General features: G+C 63.7%; 20 protein-coding genes. 13 read left to right on the top strand and 7 right to left on the bottom strand.

The annotated features are described in order from the left end of the window. Nucleotides 1-61: 61 nt before the first annotated feature. On the bottom strand, nucleotides 62-2,344 hold the full coding sequence (locus L2I41_RS18625; protein WP_237155086.1) for an NADP-dependent malic enzyme: 2,283 nt from the start codon (nucleotides 2,342-2,344) through the stop codon (nucleotides 62-64). Between the two features lie 136 nt (nucleotides 2,345-2,480). After that, nucleotides 2,481-3,080: a glycosyltransferase gene (locus L2I41_RS18620; protein WP_237155085.1), complete on the bottom strand. Its 600-nt coding sequence runs from the start codon at nucleotides 3,078-3,080 to the stop codon at nucleotides 2,481-2,483. 231 nt (nucleotides 3,081-3,311) lie between these two features. On the opposite strand from L2I41_RS18620, the gene L2I41_RS18615 reads away from it, so the two are divergent. Then, nucleotides 3,312-4,445 (top strand): PA0069 family radical SAM protein, encoded by a 1,134-nt coding sequence (locus tag L2I41_RS18615; RefSeq protein ID WP_237155084.1) that lies wholly within the window; start codon nucleotides 3,312-3,314, stop codon nucleotides 4,443-4,445. A 5-nt stretch (nucleotides 4,446-4,450) separates the two neighbouring features. On the opposite strand, the gene L2I41_RS18610 is transcribed toward L2I41_RS18615, so the two are convergent. Continuing rightward, nucleotides 4,451-4,933 (bottom strand): DUF2306 domain-containing protein, encoded by a 483-nt coding sequence (locus tag L2I41_RS18610; RefSeq protein WP_313791150.1) that lies wholly within the window; start codon nucleotides 4,931-4,933, stop codon nucleotides 4,451-4,453. 428 nt (nucleotides 4,934-5,361) lie between these two features. Here L2I41_RS18610 and L2I41_RS18605 point away from each other — a divergent pair, with 428 nt between their 5' ends. After that, nucleotides 5,362-6,531 (top strand): site-specific DNA-methyltransferase, encoded by a 1,170-nt coding sequence (locus L2I41_RS18605; RefSeq protein ID WP_237155083.1) that lies wholly within the window; start codon nucleotides 5,362-5,364, stop codon nucleotides 6,529-6,531. A 263-nt stretch (nucleotides 6,532-6,794) separates the two neighbouring features. Here L2I41_RS18605 and mutY read toward each other — a convergent pair whose 3' ends face one another. Continuing rightward, nucleotides 6,795-7,832 (bottom strand): A/G-specific adenine glycosylase, encoded by a 1,038-nt coding sequence (gene mutY / locus L2I41_RS18600; protein ID WP_237155082.1) that lies wholly within the window; start codon nucleotides 7,830-7,832, stop codon nucleotides 6,795-6,797. Nucleotides 7,833-7,896: 64 nt separating this feature from the next. Between mutY and L2I41_RS18595 the strand changes: the two genes are divergently transcribed. The 3 genes from L2I41_RS18595 to L2I41_RS18585 all read left to right on the top strand — a co-directional run bounded on the left by L2I41_RS18595 (nucleotide 7,897) and on the right by L2I41_RS18585 (nucleotide 14,102). Further along, on the top strand, nucleotides 7,897-8,430 hold the full coding sequence (locus L2I41_RS18595; RefSeq protein ID WP_237155081.1) for a DUF721 domain-containing protein: 534 nt from the start codon (nucleotides 7,897-7,899) through the stop codon (nucleotides 8,428-8,430). 145 nt (nucleotides 8,431-8,575) lie between these two features. Further along, nucleotides 8,576-9,211, top strand: coding sequence for a DsbA family protein (locus L2I41_RS18590; protein ID WP_237155080.1), 636 nt, complete (start codon nucleotides 8,576-8,578; stop codon nucleotides 9,209-9,211). A gap of 1,579 nt (nucleotides 9,212-10,790) precedes the next feature. Next, nucleotides 10,791-14,102: a putative Ig domain-containing protein gene (locus L2I41_RS18585; protein ID WP_237155079.1), complete on the top strand. Its 3,312-nt coding sequence runs from the start codon at nucleotides 10,791-10,793 to the stop codon at nucleotides 14,100-14,102. 150 nt (nucleotides 14,103-14,252) lie between these two features. On the opposite strand, the gene L2I41_RS18580 is transcribed toward L2I41_RS18585, so the two are convergent. Then, on the bottom strand, nucleotides 14,253-14,753 hold the full coding sequence (locus L2I41_RS18580) for a methylated-DNA--[protein]-cysteine S-methyltransferase (protein WP_237155078.1): 501 nt from the start codon (nucleotides 14,751-14,753) through the stop codon (nucleotides 14,253-14,255). Between the two features lie 115 nt (nucleotides 14,754-14,868). On the opposite strand from L2I41_RS18580, the gene L2I41_RS18575 reads away from it, so the two are divergent. The 8 genes from L2I41_RS18575 to L2I41_RS18540 all read left to right on the top strand — a co-directional run bounded on the left by L2I41_RS18575 (nucleotide 14,869) and on the right by L2I41_RS18540 (nucleotide 23,089). Beyond that, entirely contained in the window at nucleotides 14,869-15,525 is a 657-nt protein-coding gene (locus L2I41_RS18575) for a bifunctional transcriptional activator/DNA repair enzyme AdaA (RefSeq protein ID WP_237155077.1), read from the top strand. A gap of 139 nt (nucleotides 15,526-15,664) precedes the next feature. Continuing rightward, nucleotides 15,665-19,123 (top strand): chromosome segregation SMC family protein, encoded by a 3,459-nt coding sequence (locus tag L2I41_RS18570; RefSeq protein ID WP_237155076.1) that lies wholly within the window; start codon nucleotides 15,665-15,667, stop codon nucleotides 19,121-19,123. A 282-nt stretch (nucleotides 19,124-19,405) separates the two neighbouring features. Beyond that, entirely contained in the window at nucleotides 19,406-19,792 is a 387-nt protein-coding gene (locus L2I41_RS18565; protein ID WP_237155075.1) for an AtpZ/AtpI family protein, read from the top strand. Nucleotides 19,793-19,883: 91 nt separating this feature from the next. Next, complete coding sequence (locus tag L2I41_RS18560) at nucleotides 19,884-20,642, top strand: F0F1 ATP synthase subunit A (protein ID WP_237155074.1); 759 nt, start codon at nucleotides 19,884-19,886, stop codon at nucleotides 20,640-20,642. Between the two features lie 67 nt (nucleotides 20,643-20,709). Continuing rightward, nucleotides 20,710-20,937: a F0F1 ATP synthase subunit C gene (locus L2I41_RS18555; protein ID WP_237155073.1), complete on the top strand. Its 228-nt coding sequence runs from the start codon at nucleotides 20,710-20,712 to the stop codon at nucleotides 20,935-20,937. A 208-nt stretch (nucleotides 20,938-21,145) separates the two neighbouring features. Beyond that, nucleotides 21,146-21,808, top strand: a complete 663-nt coding sequence (locus tag L2I41_RS18550; protein WP_237155072.1) for a F0F1 ATP synthase subunit B family protein — start codon at nucleotides 21,146-21,148, stop codon at nucleotides 21,806-21,808. Nucleotides 21,809-21,819: 11 nt separating this feature from the next. After that, entirely contained in the window at nucleotides 21,820-22,302 is a 483-nt protein-coding gene (locus L2I41_RS18545; protein WP_237155071.1) for a F0F1 ATP synthase subunit B family protein, read from the top strand. Between the two features lie 217 nt (nucleotides 22,303-22,519). Next, a complete protein-coding gene (locus tag L2I41_RS18540; RefSeq protein WP_237155070.1) occupies nucleotides 22,520-23,089 on the top strand; it encodes a fasciclin domain-containing protein in 570 nt (189 codons plus the stop codon). A gap of 73 nt (nucleotides 23,090-23,162) precedes the next feature. Here the strand turns inward: L2I41_RS18540 and L2I41_RS18535 are convergent, their stop codons facing one another. Then, nucleotides 23,163-23,921, bottom strand: a complete 759-nt coding sequence (locus tag L2I41_RS18535) for an anti-sigma factor (RefSeq protein ID WP_237155069.1) — start codon at nucleotides 23,919-23,921, stop codon at nucleotides 23,163-23,165. Beyond that, nucleotides 23,918-24,469: an RNA polymerase sigma factor gene (locus tag L2I41_RS18530; protein ID WP_237155068.1), complete on the bottom strand. Its 552-nt coding sequence runs from the start codon at nucleotides 24,467-24,469 to the stop codon at nucleotides 23,918-23,920. Before L2I41_RS18530 ends, L2I41_RS18535 begins: the two co-directional genes overlap by 4 nt. Nucleotides 24,470-24,473 lie beyond the last annotated feature (4 nt).

Here is a 24,473-nt window from a genome sequence, read left to right as displayed (position 1 = left end):
CGGCGGACTACACACTATAAATTCCTGGCTGGCCTCAAGGCCGTCAGAGTGCTTCGTGCTGTCAGACGCTCGAAGCCAGAGAGAAGGCGCTCATGTTGACGATGCCGCGTGAAGTCACAGACGGCGTAATCACGTGCGCCGACTTGGCGCCACCCAGCAGGATCGGGCCCACATGCAGCGAGTCCGTTGCGATCTTCAGCACCGACAGCGTGATGTTGGCGGCGTCAAGATTGGGGAACACCAGCAGGTTGGCCTCGCTTTTCAGCGTCGACTTGGGCATCACCTTGGCGCGATCCATCAGCGACAGCGCGGCGTCGCCATGCATTTCGCCGTCCACTTCCAGCTCCGGCGCCTTTTCGCGCAGGATGGCCAGCGCCGCCCGCAGCTTGGCCCCGGAGACGCCCTCGCGTGACCCGAAGTTCGAGGCCGAGAGCAGTGCCGCACGCGGCGTGATGCCGAAGCGCCGGATCTCCTCCGCCGCCAGCATGGTCATGGCCGCCAGCTCGTCCGGCGTCGGATCCGGCGTCACATAAGTGTCGGTGAAGAACAGCGGACCGCGGTTGGAGATCAACAGCGACAGGGCAAAGAGGTTGTTCACGCCCGGTGCCGTGCCGATGATGTCGCGGATATGTTCCACGTGGCGAATGAAGCGGCCTTCAAGACCGGCCAGCATGGCGTCGGCATCGCCCCGCTGCACCGCCAGCGCGGCGATGACGGTCGGATTGGTGCGCACGGTGTTGCGCGCGGCATCCGGCGTCACACCCTTGCGGCCTGCGCGATCCAGGTACAGCTCCACATAATCCTTGTAGCGCGGATCATCGTCGGGATTGATCACGTCGAAGTCGTTACCCGGCAGGATCTTCAGGCCATAGCGAAGGCAGCGCGCCTCGATCACCTGCGGGCGACCGATCAGGATCGGCGTCCCCAGCCCATCTTCCAGCACCACCTGCGCGGCCCGCAGCACGCGCTCGTCTTCGCCGTCGGCATAAACAATGCGCCGTTGCGCTTCCTTGGCGGCGGCGATCACCGGCTTCATTACGAGGCCCGAACGGAACACGAAGCGCGACAGCGTGTCGTGATAGGCCTCGAAGTCGGCGATCGGACGACGGGCGACGCCCGTCTCCATCGCCGCTCGCGCCACGGCCGGGGCGATGCGCAGGATCAGACGGTTGTCGAAGGGAGAGGGGATGAGATAGCGCGGCCCGAAGGTCACATGCGATCCACCATAGGCGCGGGCGGCGATCTCCGCCGGCTCTTCCTTGGCGAGCTGCGCGATGGCGCGCACCGCCGCCAGCTTCATCTCTTCGTTGATCGTCGTGGCGCCCACATCCAGCGCGCCGCGGAAGATATAGGGGAAGCAGAGAACGTTGTTGACCTGGTTGGGATAGTCAGACCGTCCTGTGCAGATGATCGCGTCCGGCCGCGCCGCCGCAGCTTCTTCCGGCGTGATCTCCGGATTGGGATTGGCCAGCGCCAGGATCAGGGGCGCCGAGCCCATGCGCTGCACCATCTCCGGCTTCAGCACGCCGGCGGCCGACAGGCCGAGGAACACGTCCGCCCCCTCGATCACCTCGCCGAGATGGCGGGCATCGGTGTCCTGCGCATAGACCGACTTCCAGCGGTCCATGAGAACCTCACGGCCCTTGTAGACCACGCCTTCGATGTCGCAGACGGTGATGTTGTCGCGACGCACGCCGAGTGAAACCAGCAAGTTGAGGCAGGCAAGCGCCGCGGCGCCCGCGCCCGACGCCACCACCTTGATGCTGTCGAGCGGCTTGCCCGCCAGCTCCATGGCGTTGGACACCGCCGCGGCGACAATGATCGCCGTGCCATGCTGGTCGTCATGGAACACCGGAATGTTCATCTTGGCGCGCAGCTGCGCTTCCACCTCGAAGCATTCCGGTGCCTTGATGTCCTCGAGATTGATGCCGCCGAAGGTGGGCTCCAGCGCCGACACCACGTCGACCACCCGCTCGACGGTCGTGGCGTCGATCTCGATGTCGAACACATCGATGCCGGCGAACTTCTTGAACAGGACGGCCTTGCCCTCCATCACCGGCTTCGAGGCCAGCGGCCCGATGTTGCCGAGGCCGAGCACGGCGGTGCCGTTGGACACCACGGCCACCAGATTCTGGCGCGCGGTATAGTCAGCCGCCTTTTCCGGATTGGCGGCGATGGCAAGGCAGGGCGCAGCGACGCCGGGCGAATAGGCCAGTGCCAGGTCGCGCTGGTTGCCAAGGAGCTTGGTGGCGCGGATCTCAAGTTTACCGGGGCGAGGCTCACGGTGATAGAAGAGAGCGGCCTCCTCAAGCTCGGAGCCGGCCAGTCGCTTTTCCTCGGACATTTAGCTTCCTCGTTTTCCTTGATTTCCGCCGTCATAACACAGGCAGACCGGAAAGGAACGAGGGGCGGGCACCGCCTAAACGATTGAGCGGATGGAAATCTTGTGTGCGCGGCTCCGAAAATCGGCGCGCAGAGGTTCAGTGTGATTGGTCGTCGTGGATGACGCGGCTGGCCGTGACGCGCAAGTCAACGATCCGCCGCCGTCCGATCCGCCGGCAGAGGGACGCAAGATCCGGCTGTCCGTTGCCGATGCCGCCCGCCTGCCGATAGAGCGCACTCGGCACGATCAGGCCTTGTTCGGCGCGCGGGATGCCCGTCAGTCGCCGCTTGAAGCGCGCGACGGATGCGCTCAGTTTGGCTGCAGCACCGAAGTCATCGGTATCATAGGTAAAGCAGACCGCATGCAGTCCCTTGCCCGCACGGTCGATGCGTTCCATCAGGGTGCGAAAATCGGCAAACCAGTCGCCGTCAAACAACACGCCGGGCATCAGGAACATCAACCAGTCGCCCCGCGTGGCCACCTCTGCCCCTGCGCGCATCCGCTCGCCGACCGGACCGGCCGAGGCCACCAACTGGCAGCCAGTGCCCTCAGCCACCAACACAGTGGAATCGGTCGATCCGCCATCCACCACGACGACTTCGCGCACGATGCCGTCGGCTGCCGCCGGTACCAGCACCGAGAGCGTCCGCGCCAGGGCTTCTTCGCTGTTGAGAGTGGGAATGACAACCGAAAGCATGATTGGGACATAACGGCTTTTTGTCGCCAGCGCGAGACGTTTCTTGGCCGGCTCGCGCCTTGATTATGTGCAGGTTTCTGCAGGGATTTCCTCATCTGCCGGCTGATGGCTGCCGAGCGCGGTCAGCAGAAGGTCGCGCCATTTGCCGGAAGCACCTCCGAGGTGGAACCTCGATCATCGTGAACTTGAGAATGTTCTTGCCTTGTTCTCTCGATTTGCTAAGATCAAAGCATGAACACGCAAGCGCACTCCGCCCTCCCATCCGAGCCGTCCTGCCTGCCGCTTAAGGCGGAAGACGCTGTTGCGGCAGACCGTCGGCGCGGTCGCGGCGCCGGCATCAATCCGTCGGGTCGCTTCGAGCCGCTGTCGCGGTCGGTGTTCGACGATGGCTGGGACAGTGCCGACGAACTTCCGCCCTTCAAGACCACGATCCAGGTCGAGAAGGCGCGCACCATCATCACCCGCAACGACAGCCCGGACCTGTCCTTTGACCGGTCGATCAACCCCTATCGCGGGTGCGAGCATGGTTGCGTCTATTGCTTTGCAAGGCCGACCCACGCCTACATGGGCCTGTCGCCGGGCCTCGATTTCGAGGCGCGTCTGTTCGTCAAGCCCAATGCGGCGGAGCTGCTCGAGCGAGAGTTGGGCGCGCCTTCCTATCAGCCGAAGACCATTGCCATCGGCACCAACACCGATCCCTATCAGCCCATCGAGCGCGAGCAGCGCATCACCCGTTCCATATTGGAAGTGCTGGCGCGCACCAATCATCCGGTGGCCATCGTCACCAAATCCGCGCTCATCACCCGTGACATCGACATTCTCGCGCCCATGGCCGCCAAGGGCCTGGCCAAGGTCGCCATCTCCGTGACCACGCTGGATCGACGCATTGCGCGCGCCATGGAACCGCGCGCGTCGACGCCGACGCGGCGGCTGGCTGCCATCCAGCAATTGACGGAGGCCGGCATACCCGTCGGTGTGATGGTGGCGCCCGTGGTGCCTGCGGTCACCGATAGCGAGATCGAGCGCATCCTGGAAGCGGCCCATACCTTCGGTGCGCGCGAGGCAGGCTATATCCTCCTCCGCCTGCCGCTCGAAGTGTCGGAGATCTTTCGCGACTTCCTGCTGCGCGAGCTGCCGGACCGCTATCGCCACGTCATGAACGTGTTGCGCTCCATGCGTGGCGGCAAGGATTACGATGCCGAGTGGGGCAAGCGCATGCGTGGCACCGGCCCCTATGCCTGGCAGATCGGTCGCCGCTTCGAGCTGGCCGCCAAGCGGCTCGGCATGAACAAGGCGCGCGCCAAGTTGACCACGGAACTGTTCCTGAAGCCCGGCAACGGTGGCGTCCAGCTCAGTCTGTTCTGAAGCTCCTAAGGCTGAGGCGCTGTCGTCTTGCAGCAGTCTGGCGCATCTGCGGCGATGGTCGCCGACCCGGCCGCCTGTGACAGCGAGCTTGGAAAGCCGAACACCACCTCTCCCATCAGGCGGCCCGGTAGCAGCGTGAACAGCCCCGCTCCGATCAGGGCGATGTAGAACAGGATCTGCATTTGTCGGCGGTGGCGGCTGATGTCATGGCGCCGGGCATGCAGGACCGCCAGCGGCACCGACACAATCGTCAGGATGGACAGCAGGTGGATCGGGCTGAACGGGCCGATCAACCTGATCTCATGAATGAACAGCGAGGATATCGCCACCGACAGCATCAGCAGCACCCACAACCAGCCGACCACCCGATGCGCCGTCCGGCCCTTTGGTCCGGCCAACTGGAAGATTCCAAGCCCCAAGGCAACGAGGGCGGCGATTGCGTGCCACTCGATCTGGAGTGGCGCATTGAGAAGCGGGGCGATATGCATGTTTCCAGAAGTCTCCAACAAGCGCGTTGCGAGCAATGGTTGTTGCCTTGGCAGGACGCCGGCTTAGTCGCTATCCCGTTAATCACTGCGCCGCGGACGGACAGGTTCTGTTTCGACGACAGCACGAAGGGCGGCGACAAGCCGGGTCCGTCCTCTGGGACAGCAGGCTCTGGCGGCAGAGAATATCGAGCTTTCCTGCAGAATCTGCAATGTTTTGATCGGGCCTTGTAAGCAAGCCTGTTGCCCTCGGCTCTTGCCCGACGGGCGCAATTGTCTCCCCCGGTTTATGGTTAATAAAGAATTGAATTTCAATGGAAAATTAGCGTCGTTAGCCTTAACTGCGAATTTACCGACCACTCCCATACTGCGCTCATGGCAGGGGCGTTGAGACCCCACCTGTTGAGTTTTGCGTCGGAGTGGGAGTTGCCATGAGTGTTTCGCGTCGACGGACGGCGCTCGGGTCGTCCGTGGTTTCTCTCCACACCCCTGCCGGACAATCATCCTCCGACACTGGCGCCGACTGGATCGACAAGGTCTTCGTCGGCGACTGCGTTTCCCAGCTCGAAAAGCTTCCGAAGCATTCGGTCGATATCATCTTTGCCGATCCGCCCTACAACCTGCAGCTTGGGGGCGACCTTACGCGCCCCGACCAGTCGCGGGTGGATGCGGTCGACGACGATTGGGACCAGTTCGAGAGCTTTGAGGCCTATGATGCCTTCACCCGCGCCTGGCTGCTCGCCTGCCGGCGCGTGCTGAAGCCCACTGGCACCATCTGGGTCATCGGGTCCTACCACAACATCTTCCGCGTGGGGACGATCATGCAGGACCTGGGCTTCTGGGTGCTGAATGACATCATCTGGCGCAAGGCCAATCCCATGCCCAACTTCAAGGGCAAGCGCTTCACCAATGCACACGAGACCCTGATCTGGGCCTCGCGCGACAAGGAAGCCAAGGGCATCACCTTCAATTACGAGGCCATGAAGGCCTTCAATGACGACCTGCAGATGCGCTCGGACTGGCTGCTGCCCATCTGCACCGGCGGCGAACGCCTGAAGGACGAGGGCGGCGACAAGCTGCATCCGACGCAGAAGCCCGAAGCGCTGCTCTGGCGCGTGCTGATGTCGTCGAGCAAGCCCGGCGACGTCATGCTCGATCCCTTCCTGGGAACGGGCACCTCGGCCGCCGTCGCCAAGCGCCTTGGTCGCCACTACGTTGGCATCGAGAGAGAGAGAACCTATGCCGATCACGCCCGCGCGCGCATCGACGCCGTCGAACGAGCCCCGGACGACGGTCTATCGATCGTCACGCCCAAGCGGGCTGAACCGCGAATTCCCTTCGGTTCGCTCCTCGAAGCCGGATTGATCGCGCCGGGCGCGCGGCTCTGTGACGCCAAGCGCCGTCACGTGGCCACCGTGCGGGCCGATGGCTCGGTCGCCGTAGGCTCCGCCTCCGGCTCCATCCATCGCATGGGAGCGCATGTCCAGGGGCTCGAAGCCTGCAACGGCTGGACCTACTGGCACGTGGACACCGGACGCGGTCTCGTTTCGATCGATGACCTGCGTGCCCGCATACGCGCCGAGTTTGGCGCTGGCACCTGATCGCCTTGCTGGTGCGTTTCGACAAAAAGAAAACCCTCCGGTGACGGAGGGTTTATGTTTGAAAACGGAAACTGTTTTTGCAGCGACAATCAGTTTCAGCGTCTCGCCAGAACCCGCATATTTTCGCACAATGTTGACGAACTGCAAGCAATAAGCCGCCCCGCAGGCCGAATCCTTTAAAATTGGTAAATTCTACTATCCGGGAGATATACTACCTCTGATCCCGGCGTCTTTGCACATGGCGCTTACGCCATGCCCACCCTTCAAGCCAGCTTCAGCACCTTGCGCATCACCGATGGGAAGGCCTCGTCTGCAACCTCCTTCGCGGCGATCCAGAAGCAACCCTCCGGCGCCTCCGCGAGGTGGTCCAGCTTCAGCGCCATCACGCTGAGTTCCAGGTGAAAATGCGTGAAGGTGTGTTCCACGGTCCCGCATGGACGCCAGGCGCCGGGCAGGGGAGGGCTGGCCGCCGGCATCTCTTCCCCCCATGTCGTCCCCGGTACCTCCAGCATGCCGCCGAGCAATCCCTTGTCCGGCCGCCGCCGCGCCAGTAGCGCCCCATCCGGCCGTCGCACCACATAGGCAAAGCCCCGTCGCGTCGGACGCTCGGCCTTGGCCGCTTTGCGCGGATAGTCCTCCTGCGTGCCGCTCTTGCGCGCCGCACAGCCATCCGTCCACGGGCAGAGCGAGCAGGCCGGCTTGCGCGGTGTGCAGATGGTCGCGCCGAGATCCATCACCGCCTGCGCGTAATCGCCCGGTCGCAAGGGGGGCGTGAGCTCAGCCGCCCGAGCCCTGATATCCGTCTTGCCGGCGGGCAGGGGCGTTTCGATCCGGTAGAGCCGGCTGATCACCCGCTCCACATTGCCGTCCACCACGGTCGCCGGCTCGTCGAAGGCGATGGCCGCGATCGCCGCCGCCGTATAGGGTCCGATGCCCGGCAGCTTGGTCAGCCCCTCCGCCGTGCTCGGAAACTGCCCGCCATGCTCGCCCGCCACCACTTCGGCACAGGCCTTCAGATTGCGGGCGCGCGAGTAATAGCCAAGCCCCGCCCAGGCGGCCATCACCGCATCCCGGTCGGCAGCGGCAAGATCGCCCACCGTCGGCCAGCGCTGAACGAAGGTCGAGAAATAGGATTTCACCGCCGCAACGGTAGTCTGCTGCAGCATCACCTCTGACAGCCACACCCGATAGGGATCGGCAAGCACGCCCAGCGCCCTGTCCTCGGGCGGCACGCGCCAGGGCAGGCGGCGGGCATTGCGGTCATACCAGGCGAGCAGCACGGTGGCGGACACTGCCGTCATGTGAGATAATCCGAAAAAGCAAGGAGCCGCTCGGCGGCTCGGGGTCTCGCGCTGTGTAGCAGGCATGTCCGATCAGGGAAAACCACAATTTGTCTTCAAGGGGCCGCGGCCTCTCGCCGATATCATCGCCGGCCCGCTCAGTGCGGCCTGCCGCCGGCGCGGCTTTGCCACGCTGGATCTGATCGCCCACTGGCCCGATATCGTTGGCCCCACCTATGGCGAGAGCACCGCGCCCGACAAGCTGTCCTGGCCGCGCCGGCCCGCGGGGCTCATCACCGAGGAAGAACATCAGCCGGCCGATCTCACCGTACGCTGCTCGGGCGCTGCAGCCCTGCGCTTCAGCCACGAGACGCCGCAGATCATCGAGCGCATCAACACCTTCTTCGGCTATCGCCTCGTCGGTCGCATCAAGCTGCTGCAGGTGCCGCCCACCCGCCTCGATCGGCGCCCGCGGCCGACCCTCGGCCCCGTCACCCGTGAGGCCGAAGCGCGGATCTCCGCCGCTGCCGCCGGTATCGAGGACGAGGGGTTGCGCGCCGCCGTCGAGCGCCTCGGCCGCGCCGTGGCCGGCAAGCGCAAGCCGATCACAAAAAACTGACCGCCGCGAGCCTTGCCCCCGTGGCATTCAGCCGCCGTACATCTAGCTTTGCCACAATGGTTTTATACTCTTTGCCAATCGCTTGCAGTTGCCATAACCTGCCGCCCGCAAGTCCATGAGACCCGAGACAGAAGAAGGACGCCCGATGCTTACCCGCCGCCGCTTCATTGAGACCGCCGCCGTCGCGCTACCTGCTGTTGCCACATTCGGCAGCGCCGCGTTGGCCCAGGAAAAGACGGTTGATGTCGCCGAGCTCATGAAGCCGGGTCCGCTGCCGGAAATGACCCTTGGCAACGCTCAGGCCAAGGTCACCGTCGTCGAATATCTGTCGATGACCTGCTCGCACTGCGCCCGCTTCGCCGCCACCACCTTCCCGGTGTTCAAGGAAAAATACGTCGACACCGGCAAGGTCTTCTACGTGATGCGCGATTTCCCGCTGGATCCGCTGGCCGCGGCCGGCTTCATGCTGGCGCGCAACGCCCCCGGCGGCAAGTTCTTCGAGGTGGTGGACTACCTCTTCAAGACCCAGGCTGACTGGGCCTTCGTCAATGATCCCGTTACCGCCCTGCGCGACATCTCCAAGCAATTCGGCTATTCGCCCGCCACCTTCGAGGCCACGCTCACGGACCAGAAGCTGCTCGACGGCATCAACGCCGTCCGCCAGAAGGGTGCTGACGTCTTCGGCGTCGACGCCACCCCCACCTTCTTCATCAACGGCGTCAAGCATTCGGGCGAGCTGACGCCGGACGAGTTGGCCAAGATCATCGATCCGCTGCTGTAAGGCTTTGCGATCGTTGGCCTGTTCCAATATAGCACGAATGCGTTAGAACCTGCTCGGCACTGAAGGCGCCCGTTCGCCCCTTCAGTGCCGTTGTCTTGTTGTGCTTCGCCATGTGGTTTTAGCCACAGCCCTGACGGTTCGATGAACCGACCCAACGTGTCCTCGACATCGCAAACGCGACGGGCTCGGTGTGCTGCGGACAAGCGAGCCGGCGGTCGTACCGATTGCGGCGCGCGCTGCCGTTCCATCTGCGATCACCCCGGAGACAAGTCAACAATTCACAGAAATCTAGCGGCCTTCATGGATGCGCGCCTTTGCCTGGTTGTTTCGGAAAGACCGACACCGCTGAGACGGGCTGACCTCCGCCTTGCAGAGATTATTTGCGTGGATCGTCGGAAATCACGTCAATACAGAACATGAAGTCGCGAGAAAGCTGGATGAAGAGAGGGCGTTCAGTGGGGTTTGGAGTTATCACATATGCGGAAAATTACATGTTATATAGTCTTAGGTAAAGTTATAGACCGCTGAAGTATAGGTGAAAATACCCTCCGGAGGGGCGGGAAATATTTCGCCTTTCCCAGAGATTTTTATTATATGATGATGAAAATAATGCACAATGTTTAATGCTTAAGCTGTGTTGTTGCTATGCGCGCAGCCTGCCTGATTGCAAGTGATGCCCGATTGCTTGGTCGAACTTGGTAAATATGACTTGATTCCAGAGCTTCTGCCGTCAGTTCTTGGCAAGAACGGGTCGATAGCCACGTTTTTCCAAAGCTGGAGATCTCTTCGGGTCGACATTGATCGCGCCATTTGGACTGGTCTTCCGACACCAAAAGACGTGACGTGTAGTCAAAATATATTTTGATAGACCATTGCAAGTTGTGGGTGGGTTGAATTTTATTCGGATGTGCAGAGATGGGTTGCGGGTAGTTCCCTGTATATGTTTAGAAACATTGAGAAAAGTTAAGTAAATACTTAAAAAATGCATTGCATACAATAATAAATCTTAATTTTTTGATGGAACTACTGTAGAGTATCATATATGAAAACAGCATATTTTGTGTCATCGCAAACTATTTTCATAGATCTAAAGAGTTGCGTAGGGGGGTAATTCGGCTAGGAGGATATCAAAATCTTTGCTACTTCTGCCTTGCTGGGTGATTCTCGGGGTACTTGTAGAATCTTGTCAGCTTGATGGCGCGGAGTGGGGGCTCAGATGCATTCTTCTGGAAGTGTGGTGCGGTGCCTGTGGGGGGCGGTATCCCTGATCAGGTTGATGGCGGCTTCGGTCGGCCGGCTTGTCCGTCTCGCAGCCGTAATATGGGCGTTGATTTTGCCCGTAATGGCATCGCCTGCCAATGCTGAAGCAGTTGATCTCCCTGCCGGTACAGTGGGGCAGTTTTATGTTGCTACAATCGGCTCTTACTGTGCAGGTCATTATTTCGACTGCGTATCCAGCGTTACCTCAGGATCACTGCCCCCAGGGATAATTTTATTTTCTGACTATTGGTTTTCCGATCTTGAAGGGATTCCGTCGACTGATGGCACCTATGCATTCACCATAACGTGGACCAACAGGATGGACCACACCACGAGTTCTCAAGATTTCACGCTGACCATTGGTCCAGCTACCCCGACGGCGTCGTCGGTGACTGCGACTGTCGATGCGAATTCGACCGACAACAACATCACACTTTCCATGACCGGTTCGCCCACGTCGGTGACGGTTGCAAGCGATCCATCTCACGGGGTGGCGGTCGCTTCGGGCACAGCAATTACCTACACACCGACCGCCGGTTACTCGGGATCGGACAGTTTCACCTATACTGCGGTAAACGACGTCGGCTCCTCGGCAGCGGCCACAGTGAGCATCACGGTTTCGGCGCCAACCCTGGTACTTAGTCCGACGACATTGCTGGACGGCACCGAGGGTGTTGCCTATGCCCAGGACATCTCGGCCTCCCGCGGCACGTCGCCGTATACGTATGAAGTGAGCGTCGGCACGTTGCCTGCGGGAATGTCCTTGTCCTCAGGCGGCAGGCTGTCGGGCACGCCATCATCAGAGGGCGATTACAGCTTCACAGTTGCAGCCACGGATAGCTATGGCGCAACGGGCACGCAGAACTATTCGGTAAACATCGCCGACGGATCCCCCAGTGTTTCCGCTGTTCATGCGGTGGTTGACGCGAACTCCACAAGCAATACAATCGCGCTCGACATCTCCGGGACTTACACATCGGTCGATGTGTTCTCTGCTGCGAGCCATGGTACCGCCTCCGCTTCAGGCACCACGATCACCTATACGCCAACGGTCGGCTATGCCGGTTCGGATAGCTTCACCTACACGGCCACCAACGACTACGGCACATCGTCCACCGCAACGGTGGCGGTCACTGTGACAGCGCCGACGCTGACACTGTCTCCCTCTTCGCTCGATGGCGGGATGGTCGGCGACTATTATTCTGCGCAGCTGACCGCGGGCGGTGGAACGGCACCCTACTCGTTTGCGCTCGCGGACGGCGGGGCGCTGCCGGATGGCCTCATTCTGCGGTCCGATGGAAGCATCGCGGGCGTGCCGTCTTCCACGGGTAACTTCACCTTCACGGTGACAGTCACCGATGCTCAGGAGTTTACCGCAAGCCAGGAATACACCATCTCGGTCACTCGCGGCGATGTCCCCGTTGTGTCGAATGTGTCGGCTACGGTGGCCAAGAACTCGGTTGACAATCCGGTTCCCCTCGACATAGCGGGCACCTATTATTGGGTTCGGGTTGCCACTGATCCCAGCCACGGCAGTGCAACTGTGGTTGGCGATTCTGTGACGTCGGAGCGCCGCACCCCAGGTGGCAGGGCAATCACCTACACACCGAACCCGGGCTTCTCCGGAACCGATAGCTTCACCTACACCGCCGGCAACAACCATGGCACCTCGTCGACGGCGACGGTCACTGTCACGGTGACTGCCGAACACGTCGTGATCTCGCTGTCGCCATCAAGCCTCAGCGACGGAACGGTTGGCACTGCCTATGCGGCAGCGCTGGCGGCATCCGGCGGCACCTCGCCTTACGCGTTTGCCAAGACTTCTGGTTCCCTTCCGGCAGGGCTGACCCTGTCGCCGGCGGGCGTGCTGTCCGGCACGCCGACTGAGGCTGGGGACTCCACCTTCACCGTGACGGCCACCGATGCGGATGACGCGACTGGTTCGAAGACCTATACGGTTTCCATCGCTTCCGACGTACCGACGGCCCCGCCCGAAACCGTCGATGTCGACAATCCGTCAGACGGCTCCGGCGCAAGCATTGCGCTGGTGACCGGTGTGAACGTCTGCGTCGTCATCGACACCCAGCCTGCGCACGGTACGCTGACCGTCAATGCCGATTGCTCGGTAACCTATGTACCGGATGCAGGCTACTCCGGAGCGGACAGCTTCCTCTACCATGCCGTCAACACCGTTACCGGGGCTCGCAGCGCATCGGCCAAGGTCTCGCTCAGGGTCATGGCGACGATCGCCGTGACGACGGCGACAGGTACGGTGCCGGACGCCAACGTGGGCTCGCATTACTCGCTGCAGTTCACGGCATCCGGCGGCACGGCGCCTTACGCCTTCACCCTTGTTGCGCGGAGTTCCTTCCCGGCGGGTCTGAGCCTGTCGCGGTCCGGGCTTCTCTCCGGTACGCCGACGACGGCTGGAAACTACTCCTTCAGGATGAAGGTGACAGACAGCCTGTCGGCCAGCGCCACCAAGACCATTTCCCTCAAGATCGGCGCCAAGCCGGATCCGTCCAAGGATCCGGAGGTGATCGGCATCGTCAATGCTGAAGTCGACGCGGCCCGTCGTGTTGCGTCCACGCAGACCAGCAACGTCAACCAGCATCTGTCGAGCCTTCATGGGTCCAACTGCCTGACCAACAGCTTCGGTGCTGGTGTGAGCGGCGGCGAGACCACTGAACCCAAGGCCGACAAGACAGAAACGGCCGCCGGGGCGAGCCTCGACCGGGCCACGTCGAACAAGGCGGATGCGGCGACGCAGACCACGGAAGGCTGTTCGACCATCGCTGACGGTCGGGCTGCCGTGTGGACCGGAGGTTCGGTCGACTTCGGCTCGGCTCCGATTCCCAGCGACGCCCATGCCCTCGACTATGTGTCGGTGGCTCTGTCGGCGGGTGTCGACTGGCGGGTCTCGCCGGAGGTGATCATCGGTGCCGGCGTTGGCTTCAACCGTGACCATACCGACGTCAGCAACAACGGATCGGATGTGGACACCAAGGGCCTGTCAGCCTTCGCCTACGGCAGCTGGCAGCCGGTCCCCAAGCTGTTCGTCGATGGACTGTTCGGCTATAGCCGCCTGACCCTCGACAGCGATCGTTTCGTGACGTCGACGGGCGACATCGTCTCGGCGAGCCGCGACGGCGACCTGCTGTTCGGGTCCTTGACCGCCGGCTACGACTGGCAGGCCTCCGACGTGCTGAAGATCACGCCCTATGGTCGCCTGTCGGCGTCGCGGGCCTGGCTGGGCAGCGCGTCCGAGACCGGCTCCAGCGGCGAAGAGTTGACCTATGGCAGCCAGACCGTGGACACGCTGACGGGCTATGTCGGCGTCAAGCTGGCCTGGTCTGTGGCCGCGGACTGGGGACGCGTGGATCCCTATCTGAGCCTCGAATACGGTCATGACTTCGCAGGCTCTTCGACGCTCGACCTGTCTTACGTCGGTTCATCGGCAACCTTTGCCCTGTCGAGCGCCGACCGCGCCTCCGACTTCGGCACGGTGGGGCTGGGCGCCGACATCTCGGTAGGCGAGGACCTCAGCATCGGCCTGGCCTATGGTATCGGCGTCGACAAGGACGGCGTGCGCGATCAGCAGGTCAACGTCCGCCTGACCAAGCGGTTCTGATCCGATCAGTTCTTGAGGCAAACACACAAACGGCGCCGGGCGAGAGTCCGGCGCCGTTTGTCATGTCATGGGAAGGGCTGGTGAGTGTGGCGCCGCGCGTTGAAGGCAATCGGCCGCTGACCGTCTGCCGCACGTCTATCGTACAGTGGCTCAGAACAGGTCCGGCTGTGTGCCCGCAGCTCCTTCCAGCGCCAGCAGGAACTTCTTGGTCTCGATCCCGCCGCCGAAGCCGGTCAGGCTGCCGTTGGCACCGATCACCCGGTGGCAGGGCACGATGATCGGGATGGGGTTGGCGCCATTGGCAGCGCCCACGGCGCGGCTCGCATCCGGTCGCCCGATCCTGCGGGCAAGCTCGCCGTAGCTGATCGTCGTACCCCAGGGGATGTCCTTCAGGGCTTGCCAGACCGCCAGCTGAAACGCGGTGCCCGACGGCTGAAGCGCCAGCTCGAAGGTCCGCCGCTTGCCGCCAAAATAGTCCGTGAGCTGCGCCCGCGCTTCGCTGAAAGCCCCGTCGTCGCGCTGCCAGTCGTCCCGCGGCGCGATCCGGCCTTTGCCTTGCGGAAAGCCCACATGGCTCAGACGTTCGCCTTCGCCGGCGAGCAGCAACGGCCCGATCGGGCTCTGCAGATAAGTGTAAAGCGTGGTCCGCATCTTCAATCCCGCCCCGCGTTTCCAGCCCGATTTCACCCCATCGCCGCCGTCCGCGCTAGCCGGAAACGGACTCCATCCTTCTGGAACCCCGTCCGCTCCTGTAAACTCCGGCCCCATGAAGCTCGACCTCGAACTCTGTGAAAGCGCCTGGCGCAGCCGCGATCCCGCCTATGACGGACACTTCTTCGTCTGTGTGCGGACGACGGGCATCTATTGCCGCTGCGTCTGCCCGGTGCGGCCGCCGCATCGCGAGAATGTGGAGTTCCTGCCGAGCGCCACAGCCGCTGAACTCGCCGGCTACCGCCCTTGCCTGCGCTGCCGTCCGGAGACCGCGCCCTTCTGTCCCGCCTGGAAAGGCACCGTCACCACCGTCGAACGCGCTGCCCGCCTGATCAAGGACGAAGGCGCCCTCGATGGCCCCTCGGCCACCGTCGAGGCACTGGCTGCCCGCGTCGGCATTGGCGCGCGCCAGCTGACACGCCTCTTCGCCCGCCATCTCGGCGCCAGTCCCGGAGCGGTGGCCCGCACCGCTCGCGTCCAGCGCGCCAAGCGGTTGCTGACCGAGACCGATCTGCCCATTACCGAAGTGGCGCTGAAATCGGGCTTCAACAGCCTGCGTCGCTTCAATGCAGTCTTCCAGGAGGTCTACCGCCGCCCGCCCTCGGCGATCCGCCGGGCGCACGGTCCGCAAGCTGCCCACGAGCCCACCACAATCGACCGCCCCCTGCCGGATGAGCGATCGGGTGAAGGCTGCGGCGTTAACACTGCGTAAACCTGTCGACAACCGGCTCTATCCACACCTCTGATTCGCAAACCCCTTGCGCTGGCCGTCCTTGCGCCTTGATATGGTGGTTCGTCAAAGTCTCATACTCTATCGGTAGGGTGTGAGGACCGCGGGACTGTTTGCGCCGATGAAGTTCGAACGCCTCAAGATTCACGGGTTCAAGTCCTTCGTGGACTTGTCCGAATTCGTGATCGAGCCCGGCCTCACCGGGGTCGTGGGGCCGAACGGCTGCGGCAAATCCAATCTCGTGGAAGCCCTGCGCTGGGTCATGGGCGAAAGCTCCTACAAGGCCATGCGCGCCTCCGGCATGGACGACGTGATCTTTTCGGGCTCCGGCAAGCGCCCCTCGCGCAATGCCGCCGAGGTGACGCTGGTGATGCGCAACGACCTGCGCACCGCGCCACCCGCCTTCAACGATCTCGAACTTCTGGAAATCACCCGCCGCATCGAACGGCAGGCCGGTTCCACCTACAAGATCAATGGCAAGGACGTCCGCGCCCGCGACATCCAGCTGCTGTTTGCCGACGCGTCAACCGGCGCCCGCTCGCCGGCGCTGGTCAAGCAGGGCCAGATCGGAGAGCTGATCGCCGCCAAGCCGACCCAGCGGCGCATGATCCTGGAAGAGGCGGCTGGCATCTCCGGCCTGCACTCGCGCCGGCATGATGCCGAACTGAAGCTGAAGGGCGCCGAAACCAACCTCACGCGCATGGAAGACGTGCTGCGCGAGATCGAGGCGCGTCTTGAGGTTCTGCGCAAGCAGGCGCGCCAGGCTGCCCGCTATCGCAACATCTCCACCGATATCCGCCGTTCCGAGGCGATCGTCGCCCTGCTGCGTCTCGACGAAGTGACGCACCAGCTGGCCGAAGCCGATCGCCAGATGAACGAAGGCCTTGGCGCCGTCGCCGAGGCACAGACCGAACAGGCCGAGGCCGCGCGCATCCAGGCGATCCGCGCTCATGAACTGCCGGCCCTGCGCGACGCTGCCGTGGAAGCCGGGGCCATCCTGCAGCGCCTGCGCATCGCGCTCGCCGAATCCGAGGCCGAGGAGCGCCGTGTTCGCGAGCGCCTGTCCGAACTGCAGCGCCGCGCCGAGGAGATCAGCCGCGACCGCGCCCGTGAGGCTCAGCTGGTCGCCGAAAACGACGAACGTCTCGCCGCCCTCGCCGAGGAGGCCGAAGGTCTCGCCGCGGAGGCTGCCGAAGAGGACGAGCGCCGCGCCGCCGCCGAGGATCTTGCCTCGGATGCCGCCGCGGCCGTGGCCGAACTCGAAGGCGAACTCAACGCCGCCACGGCCGAAGAGGCCGCCGCCGTTGCCCGCCGCGGGTCGCTGGAGCGCGAAAGCCGCGAAGCGCTCGCCCGTGCCGACCGGCTCACCCGTGACCTTGCCACGCTCGACGCCGAACTGGCCGACATCGCCGCCCGCCTCGAAGCCAACGACGCCATCGCCAGCGCCCAGGACGAGGTGGAGATCGCCACCGGCGTACTCTTCGAGGCTGAAGAGTCCGCCCAAAACGCGGAAGCCGCCCTGCAGGACGCCCAGGCCGAGGAGCGCGCGGCCCGCGGTCCGCTCACCGAGGCCGAGCGCGAGTTACAGCGTCTCGACACCGAGGCGCGCACGCTGGCCAAGGTGCTCAATCTCGAACAGCCGCAGCTGTTCCCGCCGCTGGTCGATCGCCTCAATCCGCAGAAGGGTTTCGAAACCGCGCTCGGCGCCGCGCTTGGCGAGGACATCGAGGCGCCCCTCGACGCCCGCGCGCCGGCCCACTGGTCCGAACCGGGTGACGGGGCAGGGGACGCTCCCTTGCCCGACGGCGCGCCGGCTCTCTCCAAATATGTGACCGGTCCCGACCTGATCCTGCGCCGGTTGCGCCAGATCGGCATCGTCACCCGCGAGAAGGCGGCCGCCCTGCTGCCTCTCCTCAAGCCCGGTCAGATGCTGGTGTCGCTCGAAGGCGACGTCTGGCGCTGGGATGGTTATGTGGCCGGTGCCAACGCCCCGACGCCCGCCGCGCAGCGTCTGCAATCGCGCAATCGCCTCGCCGAGATCGACGCCCAGCGCAAGGAAGCCGCCGAGCTCGTGTCTGAGCGGCGCCAGGTGCTGACCGGCGCTCAAGGCGCGGTCAAATCCTGCGAAGCGGCCGAACGCGCTGCCCGCGAGGCCGTGAAGACCTCCAATCGTCTGCTGGGCGAGGCCCGCGATCGCCTGGCCCGTGCCGAGCGCGCCATGGCCGATACGGTCGCCCGTCGCGGTGCGCTGGAAGGCCAGCGCGTCCGCCTCGCCGCCGATCTCGACGACAGCCGCCTCGCCGCCGAAGCGGCGGCCGAAAGCCTCGCCGATCTGGCCGACACCAGTGAACTGGCCGAGCGGGTTCAGTCCCTTCGCCTTGCCGTTGCCGAAGCTCGTGCCCGTTTCGGCGAAGCCCGCGCCGCGGTCGAGATGATCCGGCGCGACAGCGAGTTGCGCGCCCGCCGCCTCGGGGCCATCGCCCGCGAACAGGAAGGCTGGGCCGACCGCGTCAAGCGCGCCGCCTCTCACCTCGACGAGTTGGACGAGCGCCTCGAACAGGTCACCGAAGAGCGGGCCGAGTTGCTTGACCGTCCGGACGAAATCATCTTCGCCCGCCGCGATCTGATGCAGGCGATTTCCGCCGCCGAAGCCAGTTCCAAGGCTGCGGCCGATCGGCTGTCGACCGCCGAACGGGAGTCCATGGAAGCCGATCGCCGCGCCGCCGAAACGCTGGCGCGCCTGTCGTCGATCCGTGAGGGCCGGGTCCGCGCCGAGGAACGCCTTGCTGCCGCCCGCCAGCGCCTGGACGAGCTGACCGAGGAGATCCGAGATCGCTTCGACGCGCCGGTCTTCGCCCTGCGCAAGCTGGCGGAATTGCCGGAGGGCGCGCCGCTGCCCGAGCTTGCCGGCATCGAAGCCCGCCTCGACCGTCTGCGCCAGGAGCGCGACAAACTCGGCGGCGTCAACCTCCAGGCGGAGGAAGAGGCGGCCGAACTGGAAGGCCGCATGGACACGCTGGTCAACGAGCGCGAAGACCTCATCGAGGCCATCCGCCGCCTGCGCCAGGGCATCCAGAACCTCAATCGCGAGGCACGCGAGCGCCTGCTGCGCGCCTTTGACGTGGTCAACGCGCATTTCCAGCGCTTGTTCGTCCACCTCTTCGGTGGCGGTACCGCCGAGCTGCAGTTGGTCGACGCCGAGGATCCGCTTGATGCCGGTCTCGAAATCCTTGCCCGTCCGCCCGGCAAGAAGCCGCAGACCATGACGCTGCTCTCCGGTGGCGAGCAGGCGCTGACGGCCATGGCGCTGATCTTCGCCGTCTTCCTCACCAATCCCGCGCCCATCTGCGTGCTGGACGAAGTGGACGCCCCGCTCGACGACGCCAATGTCGAGCGCTATTGCGACCTGCTTGAGGAAATGTCGCGCACCACTGAGACCCGCTTTGTGGTCATCACCCACAATCCCATCACCATGGCGCGCATGAACCGCCTGTTCGGCGTCACCATGGCCGAGCGCGGCGTCTCCCAGCTTGTCTCCGTCGATCTGGAAACGGCCGAATCCTTCCGCGAAGCCAGCTGATCCGGTCTTCCAGATCGGCCATCCGTAGCTTCCTCAAGGGACAAGTCCTTGTCCCGATGCTCCTTTTGGCCAATTAAATCGATATGACCGGCGCAAATCCGGCGCCTCCGGAAGCCTGCTCGGCCCTTTCGTTCGGTAAAATCCAGTGATTTCAATTGGTTGCAATATGTTTCGGAAATCTTGACAGGCATGCGTGTCATCACTATGGTGCGGCCAAATTTTGGGGGCACTACCTACAATCGGACCAGCCGGTCGCGACGGTGTCGGCAGAGAGATTTGACCATGACCTCTGACGATAAACGCCGCGAAACTGAAGGTTTGAACGAAGGAAAGCCTCCGATCGGATCGGGGGATGCTCGGCTCGACAAGCTTCGCGAGAAGCTCGACGATCTCAAGCAGACACCGGAAGTGGGAGCGGGGCAGACCCAGGGCGGCATGGGCGGTATCGGCCAGGCCGTGAAAATGGGGTCCGAGTTCGTTGCTGGCGTGATTGTCGGCTTCGTGATCGGATATACGATCGACCAGGTTTTCGGCACCAAGCCGTGGGGGATGATCGTCTTTCTGCTGTTGGGTTTCGCTGCTGGAACGCTGAACGTCCTGAGGGCGGTTGGCGCGGTGACGGAGCGGTTTCCATCTTCCGGACAATCCGAAGACAAGGATAAGCGCTGAATTGGCGTTGCCGGACTGGCGAATCGTGCGACAGCCATGGCAAGCGTTGAATTCTTCTGCTGTTGATCGTTGAAACGAGGGGGCTTTCCCGGTGGCTGACGTAAGAACCGATCCCATCCATCAGTTTGGTATCAAGCATATTCTCGATATCAATGTTGGCGGATATGACGTCTCTTTCACCAATTCGGCCCTGTTCATGGTGCTGACGGTGGCGGTTACGGCGCTGATCCTGATCTGGGGCACGTCGGCGCGCGCCGTGGTTCCCGGTCGCCTGCAGTCCATGGGCGAGATCGCCTATGAGTTCGTTGCCGGCACGCTGCGCAGTTCGGCCGGCGAGGGTGGCATGCGCTTCCTGCCGCTGGTCTTCTCGCTCTTCATGTTCGTGCTGGTCGCGAACCTGTTCGGCATGGTTCCCTATTTCTTCACTGTCACCAGCCACATCATCGTCACCGCCTGCCTGGCGCTGCTGGTGATCCTGACGGTCACGATCTATGGCTTCTACAAGCACGGCACCCACTTCCTCGGCCTCTTCGTGCCGTCGGGTGTGCCGGCCGCCATCGTGCCGCTGGTGACGATCATCGAAGTCATCTCGTTCCTGTCTCGTCCGCTCAGCCTCTCCGTTCGTCTCTTTGCGAACATGCTGGCCGGTCACATCACCCTCAAGGTCTTCGCCGGCTTTGTGGTGACCCTGTCGAGCCTTGGCGCCTTCGGGTTCCTCGGCGCGCTCCTGCCGCTGGCAATGGTCGTGGCCCTCACCGGTCTCGAATTCCTCGTCGCCTTCCTGCAGGCCTACGTCTTCACGATCCTGACCTGCATGTATCTCAACGACGCCCTGCACCCGGGCCATTGAGACCACGGATCGACGAAGTTTAACCCTACACACCTGACTTTTCCGGACATTCTGAAGGAGCTTAAAAATGGAAGCTGAAGCCGCAAAGTTCATCGGCGCTGGCCTTTCGACCATCGGTATTGCTGGTGCCGCCATCGGCCTTGGCAGCATTTTCGGTAACTTCCTGTCGGGCGCCCTGCGCAACCCGTCGGCTGCTGACGGCCAGTTCGGCCGCCTCATCCTCGGCTTCGCCGTGACGGAAGCTCTGGGCATCTTCTCGCTGCTCATCGCCCTTCTGCTGCTGTTCGCCGTCTGATCTGGCGCTGGGCCGATCTCCGGCCCGCCCGGCATCATGCCGTAGACAGTGTGGCGGCGGCTCTTTCCAGCCGCCGCTCCTTTCACATCAGGACCCCGCTTTGGTGGAACTGGATGTGAAAGAAAGCGCAAATGCGTTCCCCTCGGCCTTGCCGCTGAGCGTCCGGTTCGATTTGCATGAATTTCTCGATTTGGGAGCCTGAGCGTCGATGACCTGGTTCATCAGCGAAGCCTTCGCACAAGAAACGCCCGCCGCGCCTGCGGCACCAGCTGCTGCTCCGGCCGCAGCTCCGGCTGTTGCCGCGCCTGCCGCCACCGCGGCAGCTCCGGCCCCTGCGACCGAAGGTACCACTGCGCATGTCGCCGCTGGCGGTGAGGAGCATCACGGCTTCCCGCCTTTCGAGCCGTCGACTTTCCCGTCCCAGATCCTCTGGCTCGTACTGGCCTTCCTGGTCCTCTACAAGCTGGTCTCCAAGAAGGCCGTGCCGCAGATCGGCGGCATTCTCGAAGCCCGCGCTGCGCGCATCAAGGCTGACGTCGGCGCAGCCGAGGCCGCCCGCGCCGAGACCGACGCTGCCATCGTCGCTTATGAGAAGGCTCTCGCCGACGCCCGTTCCAAGGCGTCCGCCATTGCCTTTGAAACGCGCACCGCCGTGCACAAGGAAGTCGACGCCAAGCGCCATGCCGCCGAGGCCGAGCTCTCCGCCAAGCTGTCGGCTGCCGAAGGCCGCGTCGCCGAGGTGAAGGCCAAGGCGCTTGCCGATGTGTCGGCCATCGCCACCGAGACCACCGAGGCGATCGTCACCACGCTGATCGGTGGCGTGTCCACCGATGAGGCCGCCGCCGCCGTGGCCGCCGTGCGCAAGAGCTGAGGGAGCCCGCGATGTTCGACAACACCACATGGGCCTTTGTCGGTCTGGTTCTCTTCCTGGCGCTGCTTGGCTACCTCGGCGTCTTCGGCATGATGCTGAAGGCCCTCGACAAGCGCGGCGAGCGCGTTGCCGACGAGCTGGCCGAAGCCAAGAAGCTGCGCGAGGAAGCCCAGGCGCTTCTGGTCGAATACCAGGCCAAGCGCGCCGCCGCCGAAAAGGACGCCGCCGAGATCATCGCCAGCGCCCAGCACGAGGCCGAGCGCCTGACCGAAGACGCCAAGATCGCTCTTGCCGAGCTGATCGAGCGCCGCACCAAGTCGGTGGAGGCCAAGATCGCCCAGGCTGAAGCCGCTGCCATCAGCGAAGTTCGCACCATCGCCGTCGACGTTGCCGTCGCCGCCGCTGGTCAGCTGATGACGCAGAAGGTGCAGGGCGATCTGGCTGCCGATCTGGTTGCCAAGGGCATCGGCGAAGTCAAGTCGCGCCTCAACTGAGCGCGTCCTGGATATTTCCTTTGAAAAGGGCTGGCCTTGCGCCGGCCCTTTTTGTCTTTCGGCGATAACGAACTCGTGATCGCGCGCGCCGGCCTCAGCTGAAACCGGACCGAACCGCCTCTCGTAACTGCAATCGGATCAGCCACACAGGGCATGACGATCCACCGCCGGCGCCGTTTTGGCGTCCGATGGATGCAAGCAAATCGAGGAGAGACACATGTTCGTTCGTATCGCCAAGGCCACCGCCGCCGCCGTTCTCACCGTCAGCCTGATCGGTGCCGCCACCGCGCCCAGCTGGGCCGAGGATACCGTCATGGTCGGCGGAGCGCCGATGTATCCGTCCAAGACCATTGTCGAGAACGCGGTCAACTCCAAGGATCACACCACGCTGGTCGCTGCGGTGAAGGCCGCCGGCCTGGTCGATACCCTGAACTCTGCCGGCCCCTTCACGGTCTTCGCACCCACCAACGAAGCCTTTGCCGCCCTGCCGGCCGGCACCGTCGACACGCTGCTGAAGCCCGAGAACAAGGACAAGCTGGTCAAGGTGCTCACCTATCACGTCATCCCCGGCAAGATGACGGCGGAAGACCTCATGGCCAAGATCAAGAAGATGGACGGCAAGCTCAATCTCGACACCGTGGCCGGCGACCCGATCACGCTCGAGCAGAAGGGCAAGCACCTCTACGTCATCGATGAAACCGGTGCGGCTGCCGAAGTCACCATCGCCGACGTGCTGCAGTCCAACGGCGTGATCCACGTGATCAACAAGGTGCTGCTGCCCAAGTGATCTTCGGAACCTGAATGAAAGAGCCCCGGCGCCCGATCTTCGGTGCGCCGGGGCTTTTCGTTGTCTCCGCGGCTCAGTCGGTCACCTTCACCAGCTTGCCCGAATAGACCACCGGCCCCGTGGGAATGCCCTCGGGCGCTCCACCCTTCGGCTCCACGGTTACGGCAAAGGTGCCGGTCGAGCGGATCGATCCCGTCTTGTCGGCCACGCGATAGGCCTTGGCCGCCGTGTCCACCACGCCCAGGGAAATCGGCGAGCCGCCGGCCGGAATGATCCAGAGCTCGAGGCTGCGGTCAGCCGCCGGCGCTTCGGTCGCCACAGGCCGCACGGTCAGTTCGCCGAGCCCGGTATCCACGTCGACGATCAGCGCCGGTAATGAGGCGTCGCGGTTGACCACGGCCACGTAATGCTGGCCGTCCACCGGTGCGCGCATCAATAGGCCCATGCGGTCATAGACCACGACGCCCGCAAAGGCGGCGGCCAGCGATCCGGCCAGCGCGGTGATCAGCTTCAGGCGGCGAAGACGCGCCGACAGGTCCACGATCTCCGCGTCAGGGCGATAGGCCTCCGGCGCCAGCCGCTCCGCCGGATTGACGCGCGGCACTGCGGCTTCCATGGCAATTTCCTGGGCAATGCGCGCGTTGATCCGCGCCGACGGTTCCACCGGCGGCGTATCGTCCATCAGTGGCGCCAGGTGGCCCTCCCAAAGGCGCACCGCGGCGGCGAAGGCGGGGTCGGCCTTGATGCGCTCCTGCGCCGTCAGGCGCTCCTCCGGTCCGAGACTGCCGAGCACATATTCGCCAGCCTGAAGTTCGTTGTCGTCCGCGGTCATGTGGCACCCAGGCAGGATTTGAGTTGGTTGAGCGCGCGATGCAGCCAGGTCTTGATCGTTCCCACAGGGCGCGTGAACCGCTCGGCCAGTTCTTCGCGCGACAGGCCCTCGTGATAGGCAAGCAGCACGCAGTCGCGCTGTTCGGCGTCCAGTTGACCGAGGCAACGCCTCAGCGCTTCCCGGTCCATGGGATCCACCGCGCCGCCCACAAGGTCCGGCACGGCGGCCAGTTGCGCGTCATCGCCGTCGGTCAGGCGAGCATCCCGCACATTCCGGCTGCGCAGGGCGTCGATGGCCGCATGCCGGGCAATCGCCGCCATCCACGTGATCGGTCGCCCGCTCTGTGCCGAGTAGAGCGGAGCATTGCGCCAGATGCGTACGCAGGTGTCCTGCAACACATCCTCGGCAAGGCCTCTGTCCCTGCAGATACGAAGGATCAGGCCGAACAGTTTCGCCGATGTCAGCCGATAGAGCAGGGCGAAGGCGCGCTGGTCGCCCTTCGATATGCGGTGGAGGAGATATTCGAGGTCATCCCGCTCGATCGTCACGTCT

The sequence above is a fragment of the Oryzibacter oryziterrae genome (genome assembly GCF_021864535.1).
Taxonomy (GTDB): domain Bacteria; phylum Pseudomonadota; class Alphaproteobacteria; order Rhizobiales; family Pleomorphomonadaceae; genus Pleomorphomonas; species Pleomorphomonas oryziterrae.
The sequence above is the reverse complement of the archived record's forward strand: the minus strand, read 5'-3'. Positions and strand labels throughout refer to the sequence as shown.

Bases quoted from the DNA above. Each gene is read 5' to 3' on its own strand.
- L2I41_RS18580 (WP_237155078.1), bottom strand. From the start codon at position 14,753: ATGCGGACCACGCTTTACACTTATCTGCAGAGCCCGATCGGGCCGTTG.
- L2I41_RS18605 (WP_237155083.1), top strand. From the start codon at position 5,362: ATGAGTGTTTCGCGTCGACGGACGGCGCTCGGGTCGTCCGTGGTTTCT.
- L2I41_RS18555 (WP_237155073.1), top strand. From the start codon at position 20,710: ATGGAAGCTGAAGCCGCAAAGTTCATCGGCGCTGGCCTTTCGACCATC.
- L2I41_RS18570 (WP_237155076.1), top strand. From the start codon at position 15,665: ATGAAGTTCGAACGCCTCAAGATTCACGGGTTCAAGTCCTTCGTGGAC.
- L2I41_RS18585 (WP_237155079.1), top strand. From the start codon at position 10,791: ATGGACCACACCACGAGTTCTCAAGATTTCACGCTGACCATTGGTCCA.
- L2I41_RS18550 (WP_237155072.1), top strand. From the start codon at position 21,146: ATGACCTGGTTCATCAGCGAAGCCTTCGCACAAGAAACGCCCGCCGCG.
- L2I41_RS18540 (WP_237155070.1), top strand. From the start codon at position 22,520: ATGTTCGTTCGTATCGCCAAGGCCACCGCCGCCGCCGTTCTCACCGTC.
- L2I41_RS18535 (WP_237155069.1), bottom strand. From the start codon at position 23,921: ATGACCGCGGACGACAACGAACTTCAGGCTGGCGAATATGTGCTCGGC.
- L2I41_RS18615 (WP_237155084.1), top strand. From the start codon at position 3,312: ATGAACACGCAAGCGCACTCCGCCCTCCCATCCGAGCCGTCCTGCCTG.
- L2I41_RS18565 (WP_237155075.1), top strand. From the start codon at position 19,406: ATGACCTCTGACGATAAACGCCGCGAAACTGAAGGTTTGAACGAAGGA.
- L2I41_RS18595 (WP_237155081.1), top strand. From the start codon at position 7,897: ATGTCCGATCAGGGAAAACCACAATTTGTCTTCAAGGGGCCGCGGCCT.
- L2I41_RS18620 (WP_237155085.1), bottom strand. From the start codon at position 3,080: ATGCTTTCGGTTGTCATTCCCACTCTCAACAGCGAAGAAGCCCTGGCG.
- L2I41_RS18590 (WP_237155080.1), top strand. From the start codon at position 8,576: ATGCTTACCCGCCGCCGCTTCATTGAGACCGCCGCCGTCGCGCTACCT.
- L2I41_RS18625 (WP_237155086.1), bottom strand. From the start codon at position 2,344: ATGTCCGAGGAAAAGCGACTGGCCGGCTCCGAGCTTGAGGAGGCCGCT.
- L2I41_RS18575 (WP_237155077.1), top strand. From the start codon at position 14,869: ATGAAGCTCGACCTCGAACTCTGTGAAAGCGCCTGGCGCAGCCGCGAT.
- L2I41_RS18545 (WP_237155071.1), top strand. From the start codon at position 21,820: ATGTTCGACAACACCACATGGGCCTTTGTCGGTCTGGTTCTCTTCCTG.
- L2I41_RS18610 (WP_313791150.1), bottom strand. From the start codon at position 4,933: ATGCATATCGCCCCGCTTCTCAATGCGCCACTCCAGATCGAGTGGCAC.
- mutY (WP_237155082.1), bottom strand. From the start codon at position 7,832: ATGACGGCAGTGTCCGCCACCGTGCTGCTCGCCTGGTATGACCGCAAT.